The 15,868-nt window shown below is 63.3% G+C and carries 14 protein-coding genes; 7 read left to right on the forward strand and 7 right to left on the reverse strand.

Going from position 1 to position 15,868, the window contains the following annotated elements; translation table 11 throughout:
* Position 1: 1 nt before the first annotated feature.
* From mnmG to hemJ, 4 genes are all read right to left on the reverse strand, one after another.
* The gene (gene mnmG, locus ABIA42_RS33155; RefSeq protein WP_370117253.1) at positions 2-1,882 is read right to left on the reverse strand and encodes a tRNA uridine-5-carboxymethylaminomethyl(34) synthesis enzyme MnmG; all 1,881 of its coding nucleotides are present in this window, start codon (positions 1,880-1,882) and stop codon (positions 2-4) included.
* 512 nt (positions 1,883-2,394) lie between these two features.
* Positions 2,395-3,753, reverse strand: a complete 1,359-nt coding sequence (gene mnmE / locus ABIA42_RS33160) for a tRNA uridine-5-carboxymethylaminomethyl(34) synthesis GTPase MnmE (RefSeq protein ID WP_370117251.1) — start codon at positions 3,751-3,753, stop codon at positions 2,395-2,397.
* Positions 3,754-4,067: 314 nt separating this feature from the next.
* Positions 4,068-5,333 carry a transcription termination factor Rho gene (rho, locus tag ABIA42_RS33165; protein WP_271528835.1) on the reverse strand — a complete coding sequence of 422 codons (1,266 nt, stop codon included), beginning with the start codon at positions 5,331-5,333 and terminating at the stop codon, positions 4,068-4,070.
* A 249-nt stretch (positions 5,334-5,582) separates the two neighbouring features.
* Positions 5,583-6,128: a protoporphyrinogen oxidase HemJ gene (gene hemJ, locus ABIA42_RS33170; RefSeq protein ID WP_370123802.1), complete on the reverse strand. Its 546-nt coding sequence runs from the start codon at positions 6,126-6,128 to the stop codon at positions 5,583-5,585.
* A gap of 400 nt (positions 6,129-6,528) precedes the next feature.
* On the opposite strand from hemJ, the gene ABIA42_RS33175 reads away from it, so the two are divergent.
* Genes ABIA42_RS33175 through dnaQ form a run of 4 tightly spaced genes read left to right on the forward strand, consistent with a single transcriptional unit; the run spans position 6,529 to position 9,358 of the window.
* Positions 6,529-7,368, forward strand: a complete 840-nt coding sequence (locus ABIA42_RS33175) for a pyruvate, water dikinase regulatory protein (protein ID WP_271528833.1) — start codon at positions 6,529-6,531, stop codon at positions 7,366-7,368.
* 8 nt (positions 7,369-7,376) lie between these two features.
* On the forward strand, positions 7,377-7,985 hold the full coding sequence (locus ABIA42_RS33180; RefSeq protein WP_370117247.1) for a Maf family nucleotide pyrophosphatase: 609 nt from the start codon (positions 7,377-7,379) through the stop codon (positions 7,983-7,985).
* A 23-nt stretch (positions 7,986-8,008) separates the two neighbouring features.
* Complete coding sequence (gene coaE, locus ABIA42_RS33185) at positions 8,009-8,608, forward strand: dephospho-CoA kinase (protein WP_370123799.1); 600 nt, start codon at positions 8,009-8,011, stop codon at positions 8,606-8,608.
* Positions 8,609-8,635: 27 nt separating this feature from the next.
* Entirely contained in the window at positions 8,636-9,358 is a 723-nt protein-coding gene (gene dnaQ / locus ABIA42_RS33190) for a DNA polymerase III subunit epsilon (RefSeq protein WP_271528830.1), read from the forward strand.
* On the opposite strand, the gene secB is transcribed toward dnaQ, so the two are convergent.
* Positions 9,349-9,834 (reverse strand): protein-export chaperone SecB, encoded by a 486-nt coding sequence (gene secB, locus ABIA42_RS33195; protein WP_271528829.1) that lies wholly within the window; start codon positions 9,832-9,834, stop codon positions 9,349-9,351. The genes dnaQ and secB overlap by 10 nt on opposite strands.
* A 397-nt stretch (positions 9,835-10,231) precedes the next feature.
* On the opposite strand from secB, the gene ABIA42_RS33200 reads away from it, so the two are divergent.
* From ABIA42_RS33200 to ABIA42_RS33210, 3 genes are read left to right on the forward strand one after another with little or no spacing between them, the layout of a single operon-like run.
* A complete protein-coding gene (locus ABIA42_RS33200) occupies positions 10,232-10,939 on the forward strand; it encodes a Tim44/TimA family putative adaptor protein (protein ID WP_370117244.1) in 708 nt (235 codons plus the stop codon).
* Positions 10,917-12,449 (forward strand): murein transglycosylase A, encoded by a 1,533-nt coding sequence (locus ABIA42_RS33205; RefSeq protein ID WP_370117241.1) that lies wholly within the window; start codon positions 10,917-10,919, stop codon positions 12,447-12,449. Before ABIA42_RS33200 ends, ABIA42_RS33205 begins: the two co-directional genes overlap by 23 nt.
* On the forward strand, positions 12,446-13,036 hold the full coding sequence (locus tag ABIA42_RS33210; protein WP_370117238.1) for a Smr/MutS family protein: 591 nt from the start codon (positions 12,446-12,448) through the stop codon (positions 13,034-13,036). The genes ABIA42_RS33205 and ABIA42_RS33210 overlap by 4 nt, the downstream gene beginning before the upstream one ends.
* A 163-nt stretch (positions 13,037-13,199) precedes the next feature.
* On the opposite strand, the gene ABIA42_RS33215 is transcribed toward ABIA42_RS33210, so the two are convergent.
* Together ABIA42_RS33215 and hslU are read right to left on the reverse strand one after the other, a co-directional pair.
* Positions 13,200-14,324, reverse strand: coding sequence for a hypothetical protein (locus ABIA42_RS33215; protein WP_370117235.1), 1,125 nt, complete (start codon positions 14,322-14,324; stop codon positions 13,200-13,202).
* A 192-nt stretch (positions 14,325-14,516) separates the two neighbouring features.
* Positions 14,517-15,821, reverse strand: coding sequence for an ATP-dependent protease ATPase subunit HslU (gene hslU / locus ABIA42_RS33220; protein ID WP_271528824.1), 1,305 nt, complete (start codon positions 15,819-15,821; stop codon positions 14,517-14,519).
* Between the last annotated feature and the right edge of the window lie 47 nt (positions 15,822-15,868).

Raw genomic sequence — 15,868 nt, forward strand, 5'->3', positions numbered from 1 at the left:
CCTATGCGATTGCCTTGGAAGTTTTCCGAGCTTCACGGCGCAGATAAGCCGCGAGGATGCCGAGCGCGGCCGGCGTCATGCCATCGATCCGGCCAGCCTGGCCGACGGTGAAGGGGCGGGCCTTCTCCAGCTTGGCCCGGACCTCGTTGGAGAGACCTGGGACCTGCTGGTAATCGACGTCCGACAGCACCATCCCTTCATCGCGCCTGAACGCTTCAACGTCGGCGCTCTGGCGCTCCAGATAGACATCGTATTTCGCGTCAATCTCGAGGTGGGTGGCGATGACGGGATCGATTGCCGCCAACTCCGGCCAGATCGCGCGGACCTGGCTCCAGCCGATCTCCGGATACGCCATCAGCTCGAAGGCCGACCGGCGCTGGCCATCCCGGTTCAGGGACAGGCCGTGCTTGATCGCCTCGTTCGGGGTGATGGTCAGGGACTTCGACAGTGTTCGTGCCGCGTTCAGGGCGTCCATCTTGGCACGGTGATGCCGGGTTCGGGCACTGCCGACACAGCCCAAGGCAATGCCTTTCTCGGTCAGGCGCTGGTCCGCATTGTCGGCCCGCAGCGTCAAACGATACTCAGCCCTGGAGGTGAACATCCGATAGGGCTCACTGATTCCGCGGGTGACAAGGTCATCGATCATGACGCCGAGATAGCCGTCCGCCCGATCGAATACCGTCAGCGCGGCCCCACTGGCGGACAATGCCGCATTCAAGCCAGCCACGATGCCCTGCCCGGCGGCCTCTTCATATCCGGTGGTGCCGTTGATCTGCCCGGCCAGGAACAGCCCGCGCAGGCGCTTGGTCTGCAGGGTCGGATCGAGCTCGCGAGGATCGATGTGGTCGTATTCGATGGCATAGCCCGGCCGCACCATCGCAACCCGCTCCAGGCCTGGAATGCTGGCGAGGATCGCAAGCTGGACCTCCTCCGGCAGCGAGGTCGAGATGCCGTTGGGATAGACCGTCGTATCGTCGAGCCCTTCCGGCTCCAGGAAGATCTGATGGCCGTCGCGGTCGCCGAAACGGACGATCTTGTCCTCGATCGAGGGGCAATAGCGCGGGCCGGAGCTCTTGATCTGGCCGGAGTACATCGGAGAGCGATGGACATTGGCGCGGATCACCTCATGGGTCGCGGCCGTGGTCCGGGTGATCCCGCACTGGATCTGAGGGGTCGTGATCCGCTCGGTCATCACCGAGAAAGGCTCTGGCGGCTCGTCCCCGGGCTGCATCTCGACGGCGGCCCAGTCGATCGTGGTGCCGTCCAGACGGGGCGGCGTGCCGGTCTTGAGACGTCCGAGGGTGAAGCCGGCACGCTCGAAGGAGCTTGAAAGGCCCATCGCAGGAGCTTCGCCGACCCGGCCGGCGGGCCAACTCTTCTCACCGAGATGGATCAGACCGCGGAGGAATGTGCCGGTGGTAACCACAACCGCCCCTGCCCGCAGCTCCCGACCATCACCCAGGCGAAGACCCGTGACCCGCCCTTCGGCCACGATCAGCTCGTCAGCCTCGCCTTCGATGATCGAAAGGCCCTCGGTCTCCCGGATCGCGGCCTGCATGGCGGCCGCATAAAGCTTCCGGTCCGCCTGGGCTCGCGGACCACGGACAGCGGGCCCCTTCCGCCGATTGAGAACACGAAATTGGATGCCACCGGCGTCGCCCACGCAACCCATCAGACCATCGAGAGCATCGACTTCGCGGACCAGATGACCCTTGCCCAGACCACCGATGGCCGGATTGCAGGACATCGCGCCGACAGTCGAGAAATGGTGCGTCACCAGAGCGGTCACTGCGCCCATCCGCGCAGCAGCAGCCGCGGCCTCACAGCCGGCGTGGCCGCCGCCGATCACGATGACGTCGAAGCTTGCTCGCTCTGTTCGCATGATCGGACTTCTATCCCAGGGCCGAAAAAGCCGGAAGCGGAAACTCAGGGCTGGTGGTGTTTCACGTGAAACAGGAGGAGGCTGGGGATACGCCTTTTTGCGAAAACAACCCCATGCACAGTAGAAGGGGCGTTGAAGGCATTACTGTTTCACGTGAAACAACATCAGTCGAAGGAGCCGAAACGAGCGACAGCGAGACCGTGCGGCAGCCAGCGCACCGAAGCAAATCGAGAATCCCTCCCGCGGACGCAGCGTCGTCGCAAGGGCTCACAGAAAAGTGGGCTGAATTCGACCAGATGTGCCGATCCATTTTCGTTAGCGTCGGGTCGGCGACGCGACGCCGGTCCAAACTCGCAAAGACGAGATTGAGGCGCGGCCAGCGGCCCTAATGCCACTCCTATAAGGGACATCAGATCAAGCAATGAACCGCCGCACACTGGCCGGAGCTCTCCGCTGTTTCACGTGAAACCAAGGAATGGAACAAGTCGTAGTGCTACAATGAAGAACTAGCCCTACTTTCCAATACAGAATTTCTGGAAGATCGCCCCGAGGACGTCCTCGACGTCCACCCGCCCCAACAGCCGGCCCAGGGCATAGGCGGCAGCACGCAGCTCTTCGGCCGCCAGCTCTTCGCCCTCTTCTACAAGCTCCAGACTCCGGCGCAAGCTGTCCGACGCCTGGCGCAGCAAATCGCGCTGCCGCGCCCTGGTCACCAATGCGCCCTCCGTCATTCCGAAGAAGTTGGCGGCGAATGTCACGAGGGCCTCAACCAGTTCCGGAATGCCGTCGCCCCGGCTCGCGGAGATCGGGAACTCGCCCGGCCGCACGGCGCCCGCGCGCCCGCCGAGATCGATCTTGTTGCGGACGATCCAGACCGGGCCGCCCGACGAGGCAGCACCGCCACCAGAACTCCGAAGCGAGCGCATGGCTTCCGGATCGACAGCTTGCCCGCCCTCCACCAACCACAGGACCAGGTCGGCGTCCCCGGCGCGCGCACGTGCCCGACGCACACCCTCCTGCTCCACCGGATCATCGGTCTCGCGAATGCCCGCGGTGTCGATGACAGTGACGGGGTAACCGTCGAGATCGAGCTGCACCTCGATCACGTCGCGCGTGGTGCCGGCGTGAGGCGAGACGATCGCGACCTCGCGCCGCGCGAGCTGGTTGATCAAGGTCGACTTGCCGACGTTCGGCTCGCCCGCGATCGCGACCACCAGGCCGTCACGCAGACGTTCAGCGTGTCCCTGCGCCGCAAGGGCTTTTGAGATTTCATCATACAGGGCTTGGATTGCCCTGACTGCCGGCGCCATCAATTCGGCCGGCACGTCGCCTTCGTCGGAGAAATCGATGCCCGCCTCGATCAGCGCGGACGCCTCGATGATGCGCTCGCGCCAGTCGCGCGCGTGATCGCCGAGAAGACCTTGCAACTGGCGCAGCGCCTGGCGCCGTTGCCGATCGGTGTCAGCGTGGATGAGGTCGTCGAGACCCTCGGCCTCGGTGAGGTCGATCTTGCCGTTCTCGAACGCGCGCCGCGTGAACTCTCCAGGCTCAGCGGCGCGGGTATTCGGAAGATTCGAAATTGCCGCAAGGAGCGTCGCAAGCACCGCGCGTCCGCCATGGACGTGAAACTCGGCGACGTCCTCGCCGGTCGCGCTGGCCGGTCCTGGAAACCAGAGCACCACCGCATCGTCGATTGGCTGGCCCGCGCCGTCACAAAGCAACCGGCGGCTTGCCTGCCTCGGTGCCGGCAGCTGGCCCGCGAGCCTTGTCAGCACCCGGCCGGCCTGCGAGCCCGACACACGCACCACCGCGATCGCGCTGGGCGCCCGGCCAGATGACAGCGCAAAGATGGTCTGGTCTCTCGGATGCATGGCCTATTTGTCCGCCTCCTGGCGAAAAGGCAAACTTCCGATTTCCGCCGGCCAGCTGGAGGATTTGCTGCGCTAAACCTTGCAGCAATACCTATGTTGCAACGCAACATAACTACAGCATTTTGCTGCAAAACACCCTACCCGAGAGATTTCAGGCCGAGTCCGATCCAGCTTTTTCCCACGTGATATCAACATATTAATAAACGCCAGCGATCCGGATAGGAACCAACCCTTCATGCTGCAAATTCGCTGCAGCAAAGCCGCACAACAAAAGGGCGCCCGAAGGCGCCCTCCAATCCTCTGTTGCAGTGCACTCAGGTGTTCATCGACTCGAAGAACTCCGAGTTGCTCTTGGTCGAGCGGAGCTTGTCGAGCAGGAAGTCGATCGCGTCCATCGTGCCCATCGGATTGAGGATACGGCGGAGCACGTACATCTTCTTGAGCACCTGCGGATCGGTGATGAGCTCCTCCTTGCGGGTGCCGGAGCGCGAGATGTCGATCGCCGGGAAGGTGCGCTTGTCCGACACCTTGCGGTCCAGGATCAGTTCCGAGTTACCGGTGCCCTTGAACTCTTCGAAGATGACTTCGTCCATGCGGCTGCCGGTATCGACCAGCGCGGTCGCGATGATAGTCAGCGAGCCGCCCTCCTCGATGTTGCGGGCGGCGCCGAAGAACCGCTTCGGGCGCTGGAGCGCGTTGGCGTCGACACCGCCGGTCAGTACCTTGCCGGATGACGGCACCACGGTGTTGTAGGCGCGGCCAAGGCGGGTGATCGAATCGAGCAGGATCACGACGTCGCGACCGTGCTCGACCAAACGCTTGGCCTTCTCGATCACCATCTCGGCGACCTGGACGTGACGTACCGCCGGCTCGTCGAAGGTGGAGGACACGACCTCGCCCTTCACCGAGCGCTGCATGTCCGTGACTTCTTCCGGACGCTCGTCGATCAGAAGCACGATCAGATAGCATTCGGGATGATTGTGCGTGATCGAATGTGCGATGTTCTGCATCAGCACGGTCTTACCGGTGCGCGGCGGCGCGACGATCAATGCGCGCTGACCCTTGCCGATCGGGGCGACGATGTCGATCACGCGTGCAGACAGGTCCTTTCGCGTGGGATCGTCGATTTCCATGCGGAAGCGCTGATTCGGGAAAAGCGGCGTGAGGTTGTCGAAATTGACCTTGTGCTTGGCCTTTTCCGGGTCCTCGAAATTGAGCGTGTTGACCTTCAGCAGCGCGAAATATCGCTCGCCCTCTTTCGGGCTGCGGATATGGCCTTCGATGGTGTCGCCGGTACGCAACCCAAAACGGCGGATCTGCGAGGGCGACACGTAGATGTCGTCGGGGCCCGGCAGATAATTCGCATCGGGCGAGCGGAGGAAGCCGAAGCCGTCGGAGAGCACTTCGACGACGCCTTCGCCGACGATATCGGTCTCGGCGATCGAGAGCTGCTTGAGGATAGCGAACAGCAGCTCCTGCTTGCGCATGGTGCTTGCGTTCTCGACCCCGTTCTCTTCCGCGAACGAGACGAGCTCAGCCGGGGTTTTCGACTTGAGGTCCTGGAGTTTAATTTCCCGCATTGGGGTGGTCCTGTGGGGTAGCCTTAGAAGAGGGGGTGCGAGGAGGCTCTGAAATGCGGACGTGAGAAGGTAAGGTCCGCAGGACTGGCAAGGTGAGCGCCGGGAGGCTTCAAACCTGATGCGGTACCCGGCTTCTGGAAAGCTCGGACACAACCACATCCGCCTGCGTTGGGTGGGATGTCGGTAATATAGAAAATCGCTTCCTGCTCCGCAAGCCGAAGCGCTGAGCGAATCGTCGGCGCGACGTGCCTAGAACGGCTTCACGATCACCATGATGACGATGACGATCATCAGAACAGTCGGCACCTCATTGATTATTCGATAGAATTTCTGGCTCCGTGGGCGCCGGTCGGCGGCGAAATCCTTCAGCCAACGGGAAAAAAAGCCGTGGACCGCAGACATCGCCAGGACCAATGCCAGTTTTACGTGCAACCAGGGCGATGCAAACCAATGACCGGACCACGCGAGATAGAGACCGGCCAGCCAGGTCACGATCATGGCCGGGTTGATGATCGCCTTGAGCAGCCGGCGTTCCATAACCTTGAACGTTTCCGACTGCTTCGAGCCGATCTCCGCTTCGCAATGATAAACGAACAGCCGCGGCAGATAGAGCATGCCGGCCATCCAGGAGATGACCGCGATCACGTGCAGCGCCTTGATCCACTCGTACATGCCGGCAGCCCTTCCGTGTCTTGCCTTGCGCGTTTTCCAGACGCGAACCAGGATCGATGTCGTTCGAACGCGCCCTGTCTCACCGGACAGTGGATGGAACGAGCCCGGTAAGAATTCATTCATAGATTTGGGTGCACACACATATCCGCGTGCTCGGCTCTTCTAAACCTAAAACTTTTAGAATCTTAAGGTTTGAGTCTTAGTGACCGTGGATTGGACTCACACAATTCCGTCCGCCACTTCACGCGCGCTTGTTCACATCCATCAACATATCCTGCGCGACCTCGAGCCGTTCGAATAAGCGGCCCGGACTCAAGAGCTTGCGCTTGACCGTCGGCAGCTTATCAAGCGGGTTATCCGCGCAATCCCGCTCCCCTCATCGGAGGGCGCCGGACTTGTCCTGACCGGCAGTGGTGTGAAGAAAATTGGCCGTTGTCCCGCCCCTGGTGTCGCACATCCCTTTCCAAGGGGTTAAGCTCCACAGAAATCCACAAACTGCCCCGCCCTCATACAAAGAGTTTCTGTGCCGACCTCGAACAATTATTTCCACCTGCATCTGGTCTCCGACTCCACTGGTGAAACGCTCATCACCGTGGCGCGCGCGGTCGCGGCCCAATACGCCAACGTGACGCCGGTCGAGCACGTCTATCCGCTGGTGCGCAGCCAAAAGCAGCTCGACCGCGTGCTCGATGAGATCGAGGAAGCGCCGGGAATCGTGCTGTTCACGCTGCTCGAAAAGGATCTGGTCGCTAGGCTCGAGGACAAGTGCAAGCAGATCAATGTTCCCAGCCTGTCGATTATCGGCCCGGTGATGCAGTTGTTCGAAGCCTATCTCGGCGCTGCGACCACGGGACGCGTCGGCGCCCAGCACGTCCTCAACGCGGAATATTTCAAGCGCATCGACGCCTTGAACTACACGATGATACATGACGATGGCCAGCACGTCGAAGGTCTCGACGAGGCCGATGTGGTCCTGGTCGGCGTGTCCCGGACGTCGAAGACGCCGACCTCGATCTATCTCGCCAATCGCGGCATCCGCACCGCCAACGTGCCGCTGGTTCCAGGCATTCCCGTGCCCTCGCAACTGGAGACGCTGACGCGGCCGCTGGTGGTCAGCCTGCACGCGACACCGGAACGACTGATTCAGATCCGCCAGAACCGCCTGCTGTCCATGGGTGCCGAGTCCGGCAGCGACACCTACACCGACAAGCAGTCGGTCACCGAGGAGGTCGCGTTTGCTCGCAAGCTCAGCGCCAAGCATGACTGGCCGCTGCTGGACGTCACGCGCCGCTCGATCGAGGAAACCGCGGCGGCGATCATGAAGCTCTATACTGATCGCCAGCGCAACCGGCCCTCGGAATAGTTTCTGCCATGGCTCTGTGGCGCGGCACATCTCCGTTGATCCTGGCCTCACAAAGCAGCGCGCGCAAAATGCTGCTGGCCAATGCCGGGCTCGAATTCGAGGCTGTGACGGCGGATATCGACGAGCGCGGCATTCAGACCGCATCGAGACTCTCAAACCCGCGCGAGATCGCCCTGTTGTTGGCGCGAGAAAAGGCCAAGGCGGTTTCGACGAGTCATCCAGGAAGCTACGTGATCGGCGCCGATCAGACATTGGCTCTCGGGATGCGTCTCTTCAACAAGCCCGCAGGCCGCGCACAGGCGCTGGCGCAGCTGCGCGATCTCGCCGGCAAGAGCCACGAGCTGAATTCGGCTGTAGCCGTGGCGCGTGACGGCATGATTGTTTTCGAGGACGTGTCAGTCGCCCGCATGACCATGCGAGAGATGACCGAGGTCGAGCTTTCGGCCTATCTCGACGCCGCCGGCGATGCCGTCACGACCAGCGTCGGCGCCTATCAGCTCGAAGGCCTCGGCATCCATCTGTTCGAGCGGATCGAGGGCGATCATTTCACCATTCTCGGCCTGCCGCTGCTGCCGCTGCTTGCGTTCCTGCGCCGCGAGCGGCTAGTTGCAGTGTGACTGACAGACATGGCTATGGCTTGATGCGGATCCTCGGACTGACCGGCTCGATCGGGATGGGCAAATCCACCACCGCGAAACTTTTCGCGGAGGCCGGTGTCCCCGTCTACGATGCCGATGCCGCCGTGCATCAGCTCTATGAGGGCGAAGCGGCTCCCGCGATCGAGGCTGCCTTTCCGGGCACCACCGTCAACGGCAAGGTCGACCGCACAAAACTGTCGGCGCGCGTCGTGCACGATCCTGCTGCGATCAAGCAGCTCGAGCAGATCGTTCATCCGATGCTGGGCGCCTCTCGGCAGAAATTCTTCGCCGACGCCGAGGCCGCCAAGGCACCGGTCGTGGTGCTGGACATTCCGCTGCTGTTCGAGACCGGCGGCGACAAGCGGGTGGACGCCGTGGTCGTGGTCTCGACGTCGCCCGAACTCCAGCGCCAGCGCGTGCTGGCGCGCGACACCATGGACGAAGCCAAGCTCGATGCCATCATCGCCAAGCAGACGCCGGATGCCGAAAAGCGGCGGCGCGCCGATTTCGTGGTGGATACGTCACACGGACTTGAGCCGGTGCGGGCGCAAATCGCGCACATTCTGGCCGAGGTCGTTAAGATGCCGCAGCGGCGAGCCTGATTCGCCGTCTCACACGGCGACCAAGACATGCGCGAAATCGTCCTCGACACCGAAACGACCGGCCTCGATCCGCTCCGCGGCGACCGACTCGTCGAAATCGGCTGCGTGGAGATACTCAACCGCATGCCGACGGGACAGACCTTTCACGTCTACATCAACCCTGAACGGGACATGCCGGCGGAAGCGTTCGCGGTGCACGGATTGTCGTCCGAATTCCTGGCGACGAAACCATTGTTCCACGAGGTCGCCGACGAGTTTCTGGAGTTCATCGGCGACGCCCCGCTGGTGATCCACAACGCCTCGTTCGACATCGGCTTCATCAATGCCGAGCTTGACCGCATCAAGCGCGCCGCAATCCCACGCGAGCGGCTGGTGGACACGCTGCTGCTGGCGCGCCGCAAGCATCCCGGCGTGTCCAACCGGCTCGACGATCTCTGCTCGCGCTATGCGATCGACAATTCACGCCGCACCAAGCACGGCGCGCTGCTGGACGCCGAGCTGCTGGCCGAAGTCTATGTCGATCTGGTCGGGGCGCGACAGTCGCAGCTGCTGCTGGCTTCTGACACCCAGGAAATCCGCGTCAATGCGGCCGGCGATGCGCCGCGGCGGCAGCGCCTGGTGCCGCTGGCGCCGCGGATTTCGGAGGCCGAGCGCGAGGCCCATCGGGCCTTCATCGCGACGCTCGGCGACAAGGCGATCTGGAACGAGTACCTGCCCGCTCCAGCCCCCGTGGCGGTCGGTCAGGCCTGACCGGCTTGACCTTGGGCGGCCATTTGCCGCTCCATGTTCTGGCGATAGAGACCGACGAAGTCGACCGGATCCAGCATCAGGGGCGGGAACCCGCCGTCGCGCACCGCGGTCGCGATGATCTCGCGGGCAAACGGGAACAACAGGCGCGGGCACTCGATCATGACTAGCGGATGCAGGTTCTCCTTGGGCACGTTGACGATCCGGAACACGCCGGCATAGGCGAGCTCGAACGAGAACATCACCTTGCCTGCGGTCTCGGCCTTGCCCTCGACCGACAACGTCACCTCGAACTCCTGTTCGCTGAGATTGTTGGCGTTGACGTTGATCTGGATGTTGATCTGCGGCGGCTGGCTCTGCTGCTGGAGCGAGGTCGGCGCGTTGGGATTTTCGAACGAGAGGTCCTTGGTATATTGCGCCAGCACGTTGAGCTGGGGAGCCTGGGCCGCCTCGGGAGGGGTGCCGTTACCGTTGGTCATGAAAGTCTCTCCTTACCCGATTGGGGCTGAATTTCGCGGCGGTTGGCTAACATAGGGCCGCCTCGTTCCACAAGGACGAACGGCCCCGGATCGCGGAATCGGGCCGCGCCCGCCGTTTGGAGGGTCATCCTGCCTTTTCCGCGAAATTGCGCCTTAAATGATTGAAGATGCGCGATTTCCCGGCAGGATCGGGTTTCCCCTTAAGCCTAAAACGCGCTACACTTGATACTGTGCCAAAAGGCGCCATTGGCCCGGCAAGATTTCGTGCCTACATCCCACGGACCTGACGCGGACCCAAAATGGTGATGTGGACTTGCCGTTTCCGTGGGGAACGGTCTACTGGCCGGATTGATTTTCCCGGCAACGACCCCTGAAAAGACCAGAAAGCGAATACGACGTGGACATCTACACCATCATATTCCTGGCGCTGGCAGTCTTCATCTTTTTGAGACTGCGTAGCGTGCTGGGGCAGCGCACGGGCAACGAGCGGCCGCCGTTCGATCGCACCGCCGCCCGCAATGCGCTGGGAGGTGCCCAGGACAACAACGTCGTGACCGTGCCGGGCAAGGTGATCGACCAGGCCCCGCTGGCGCCGACGGCCGAGCCGACCCCGCCCTCCGATCGCTGGAAGGGGCTGGCCGAGCCCGGCACTGCGCTGGCACAGGGCCTCGATGCCATCGTCGAGAAGGATTCCACGTTCGACCCGCGCCATTTCATCTCGGGCGCCCGCGGCGCCTACGAGATGATCGTGCTGGCCTTCGCCAATGGCGACCGCCGCGCGCTACGCGACCTGTTGTCGTCGGATGTCTATGACAGTTTCGATGCCGTGATCAAGGAACGCGAGAAGAACGAGCAGAAGACCGAGACGCGCTTCGTCTCGATCGACAAGGCCGAGCTCGTCGGCGCGGAGATGCGCGACCGCACTGCCCAGCTCACCGTGCGCTTCGTTTCGCAGATGATCTCGACCACCCGCGACAAGGCCGGCAACATCGTCGACGGCAGCGCCGACACGGTCGCCGACATCACCGACATCTGGACTTTCGCCCGCGACACCTCCTCTCGCGATCCGAACTGGAAGCTGGTTGGCACCGGAAGCGCGAACTAAGGTCTTTCTGAAGAACAGCGCGACGGCGCTTTGCGCGTGTGCCGTCGTGCTCTCGTCGTTTTCGCTCGGTGCCGAGGCAGCGCGGCGCCACCATCGCAGCCATCATCATCATCACGCCCGGCAATTGCCTGCCGCCCCGCCGCGGGCCTTGCCCTATCCGCAGCTCCCCCTGCCGTTCGAAATTCCCGGCGCGCAATATCTGCCGCTGGCCTGGGCGGACGTGAAGGGTTGGGAAGACGATGACCATCTCGCCGCCTACAAGACGTTCCGCGCCAGCTGCCGGCCGATCAATGCGCAGAACGGCGCGGCCGAACCCAAGGCCTTGGGCGCCTCGCTGAGCGAGCCTTGCCGCGCTGCCAAGACGCTCGATCTCGCCGACGACGCCAAGGCGAAGACCTTCTTCGAGGAGAACTTCACGCCGCTGCGGATCTCACGCCTCGGCGAGCCCGACGGTTTCGTCACCGGCTATTACGAGCCGGTGCTGGAGGGATCGCGCACGCAAACCGATGTCTACAACGTGCCGGTCTATCGCCGTCCCTCGAATCTGTTCGTGCGCGGCTACAAGCAGGATTCGGTCAGCCTGCCCAACAAGGGCCCGGTCTATCGCAAGATCGGCCGCCGCAAGCTGGTGCCCTATTACGACCGCGGCGAGATCGAGGACGGCAAGATCGCCGGCCGAGGACTCGAGATTGCCTGGCTCAAGGATCCGACCGATCTTCTGTTCGCCCAGATCCAGGGCTCGGCACGGATCAAGTTCGAAGACGGCAGCTCGGTTCGGCTCAACTACGATGCCTATAACGGCTATCCCTACACGGCCGTCGGCCGCATCCTGATCGAGCGCGGCATCATCCCGAAAGAGGAGATGTCGATGCAGAAGATCAGGGAGTGGATGGCGCAGAATCCCGACGGCGCCAAGGAGCTGCGCCGCGCGAACCGTGCCTACATCTTCTTCCGCGAGGTCAACCTCTCCGACAAGGACGAGGCGGTGGGCGCGCAAGGCATTCCGCTGACCGCCGGCCGCTCGATCGCGGTCGACAAATCGCTGCATGTCTACGGCACGCCGTTCTTCATCGAGGGCGAGCTGCCGATCGAGTCCGAACGCGCCAAGACGCCGTTTCACCGGCTGATGATCGCGCAGGACACCGGTTCGGCCATCATCGGCCCCGCACGCGCCGATCTGTTTTTCGGCGCCGGCCAGGAGGCCGGCCGTGTCTCCGGGCGGCTGCGCCATCCCATGCGTTTCGTGATGCTGGTGCCGAAGAGCCTCGATCCCGGCCCGCGCGCCGCGAAATTGCCGATACCGGATCCCAGGCCTTCGGAGAAGATCGCAAAGCTGTTTCCGCAGACCGTCCCGGCCAAGGCGGCAACGCCTGCTGCCGCCGCGTCGCAAGACAAGAACGAAACGGTTGCCATCGCCGGTCCCGTTCCGCTACCGGTGCCGCGTCCCGCGATCGACCCTGGCTCTGAGCCGCGTCGTCCGGTGAAGAATCGCCCTCATCGGCAGCAATGAAACGATCGTCCCGTCCGCCCGTGCTGGAGCCTCGCCCCTCGCCGCGCCGCCGTGCGTTGAGCGATGAGGAGCGCGAGCTGTGGGACCTCGTTTCGAGGCAGGTCAAGCCGCTGAGGAAGCCCCGCGTGCCAAAGGTGCATGCCGCGGCGCGCCCGGAGTCGTCACCCGCCGGTCCGGCCAATCGACCGGCGTCATCGCCACGGCCCATCGCCGCCGCGCCGTCGCCGCGCGTGACGAAACCCTCCATTCCGCCCCTGGCGCCGCTTGGCAAGCGCGAGCGGACGAAGCTCTCGCGTGGCCGCAGCGAGATCGAGGCGCGGCTCGATCTGCACGGCATGACCCAGACGCGCGCCCATCGCGCGCTGGCCGGTTTCCTGCACCGCGCCCATCAGGATGGCCTGACCTTCGTGCTCGTCATCACCGGCAAGGGCCGCAGCGGCGGCGAAAGCGGCGTGCTCCGCCGTCAGGTGCCGGAATGGCTCAGCCTGCCGGAATTCCGAGCCTTCGTCGTCGGCTTCGAGACCGCGCATATCGGCCACGGCGGCGAGGGCGCGCTTTATGTACGGATCAGGCGGGCGAGAGGTTAGCGGCTCTACACCTCTCCCGCTTGCGGGAGAGGTCGCGCCGAAGGCGCGGGTGAGGCTTCTTCTCCTCTTGGGGAATCCCGTTGCGGAAACACCCTCTCCCCAACCCTCCCCCGCAGGCGGGGGAGGGAGCACACCTTCGATACGGCCCAAGCAGAGCTTTAGACTAAAACGGCCGGACAATTCCGACGCGTGGGATCAGCGTGAGTATCAAGCCGAAGATGTTGGTCTTGCGATCCTCCGCCGGGATCAGCTCTGTCTCCCGAGCGGCCGGAAGCATCCTCACCGCATGCAGGATCAGGAACATGCAGACCGCCCAGTTCGAGATCCAGCGCGAATAGTCGAACACCATCGCGAACATCACGACATAGGCGAGGCTGATGCCGACCAGCGCCGCGACGACGAGGCGGCGGTGCGTTTCGCTGGCAAGTGCGCCGATCAGGCGCGCAAGATAACGCCACAACGGCGTGTGCAGCCAGATCAGCAGTGCAAACACAGGCACGCCGAGAATGTTGTGCGGCAGGCGGCCCCAGGTGTCGGCAACTTCCTTCGCCAGCGGCTGATACCAGATATAGACGAATTGCAGCAGGTCGGTCCGCGCGGGATCGGCCATCCGGCCCTTCAGATAGGCGACGAAATCCGCTTCGGGGATCGGCATCGTTCCCAGAAACTGCGCGGCGAAGAACAGCGCAGAGACGACGGCGAGGGCAACGCTACCGAAAGCAATGTTGGTGCGATTGCAGCCATGGGTCAGATAGTGCCTAATCACGACGATGGTGATGATCGTCGGCACGTACATCAAGAGATGAATGTGATGGATCAGCACGAGCACGATCGAGAACAGCGCGGCCGTGGCAACGAACAGCAGCGAGCCCGCGGGCATCAGCAGCAGGATGATCGCGAGCGCGCAGCCATAGATGTCGAAATGGCCGAGCGTGTGCATGAAGTTCTTCAGGAAGAACGGCGAGCCCGCGATGAAGACGAACAGCGGCAGTGTCCTCGCACTGAAACCAAAGGTCTTCTGGAATAGCTTTGCGTAAAGCGCTGATGTCACCAGCCACGTCGCTCCGCCGAGCGCAAACACCAGCCAGACCGGCACCTTGTCGGTGAAGAGGGCGACGACCGCTCCGATCAGCGCGCGCTTGATGAAGCCGAAATGATAGTCGACGAGGAGATGAATATAGGGGACGTAAGGCGGCAGCTGGATCTTGTGGATGAAGACGCCAACGATGACCGCCGCGTTGATCGCGAGCAGAAGCCGCCAGGGATTTTGCAGGATGCGTACGGTCACGCCCCACCCGAACTGGTGAGAGCAACCTCCGCTGTCGTCCCGGGCAAGCGAAGCGCGACCCGGGACCCATAACCACAGGCGGTCGTTTGTGCCGGGATCGGAGCCGCCATCTGCTTCAACAAGGACCGCTGGTGGTTATGTGTCCCCGCTTTCGCAGGGACGATCGCGGATAGATAGCGGACTGAACCAAATTTACAAAATGAACCGGCTCAGATCCGCGTTCTTGGCGAGGTCCCCGACGTGCTTCTGCACGAAGTCCGCATCCACCTTGATCGTCTCGCCGCTGCGGTCGGGGGCGGTGAACGAGATGTCGTCCAGCACCCGCTCCATCACGGTCTGGAGCCGCCGCGCGCCGATGTTCTCGACCGTGGAGTTGACGGCCACCGCGACGTCGGCGAGCGCGTCGATCGCGCCGTCGGTGATGTCGAGCGTCACGCCCTCGGTCTGCATCAGCGCGACATATTGCTTGATCAGCGAGGCCTCGGGCTCGGTCAGGATGCGGCGCATGTCGTCGCGGGTCAGCGCCTGCAATTCGACGCGGATCGGCAGGCGGCCCTGCAATTCCGGCAGCAGGTCGGACGGCTTTGCGACGTGGAATGCGCCCGAGGCAATGAACAGGATGTGGTCGGTCTTGACCGCGCCGTGCTTGGTCGAGACCGTAGTGCCTTCGATCAGCGGCAAGAGATCGCGCTGCACGCCCTCGCGCGAGACGTCGCCGCCGACGCGGCCGTCGCGTGCGCAGATCTTGTCGATCTCGTCCAGGAACACGATGCCGTTGTTCTCGACCGCGCTGATCGCCTCCAGCGTCAGCTGCTCGGTGTCCAGCAGCTTGTCGGATTCCTCGTTGACGAGGATCTCGTGCGAGCTCTCCACCGTGAGCCGCCGCGTCTTGCTGCGGCCCCCCAACTTGCCGAAAATGTCGCCGAGCGAGATCGCGCCCATCTGCGCGCCCGGCATGCCCGGGATTTCGAACATCGGCATGCCGCCGCCGGACGATTGCGTCTCGATCTCGATCTCCTTGTCGTTGAGCTCGCCGGCGCGCAGCTTCTTGCGGAAGGATTCGCGCGTCGCCGAGCTCGCATTGGCGCCGACCAAGGCATCGAGCACGCGCTCCTCGGCGGCGAGCTGGGCACGGGCCTGCACGTCCTTGCGCTTCTTCTCGCGCACCTGGGCGATCGCGACCTCGACGAGATCGCGCACGATCTGCTCGACGTCGCGGCCGACATAGCCGACCTCGGTGAATTTCGTCGCTTCCACCTTCAGGAACGGCGCGTTCGCGAGCTTGGCGAGCCGTCGCGCGATTTCCGTCTTGCCGACGCCGGTGGGGCCGATCATCAGGATGTTCTTCGGCAGAACCTCCTCCCGCAAGGAGCCGGAGAGCTGCTGCCGCCGCCAGCGGTTGCGCAGCGCGATCGAGACGGCGCGCTTGGCGTCGCCCTGGCCGACGATGAAACGGTCGAGTTCGGAAACGATTTCGCGGGGAGAGAAGTCTGTCATGTGTGCTTAGCTAGGGTCAGATGCGCGCCGGGACAAGCCGCATTTCA

Source organism: Bradyrhizobium sp. USDA 327, assembly GCF_041262065.1.
GTDB classification, from domain to species: domain Bacteria; phylum Pseudomonadota; class Alphaproteobacteria; order Rhizobiales; family Xanthobacteraceae; genus Bradyrhizobium; species Bradyrhizobium liaoningense.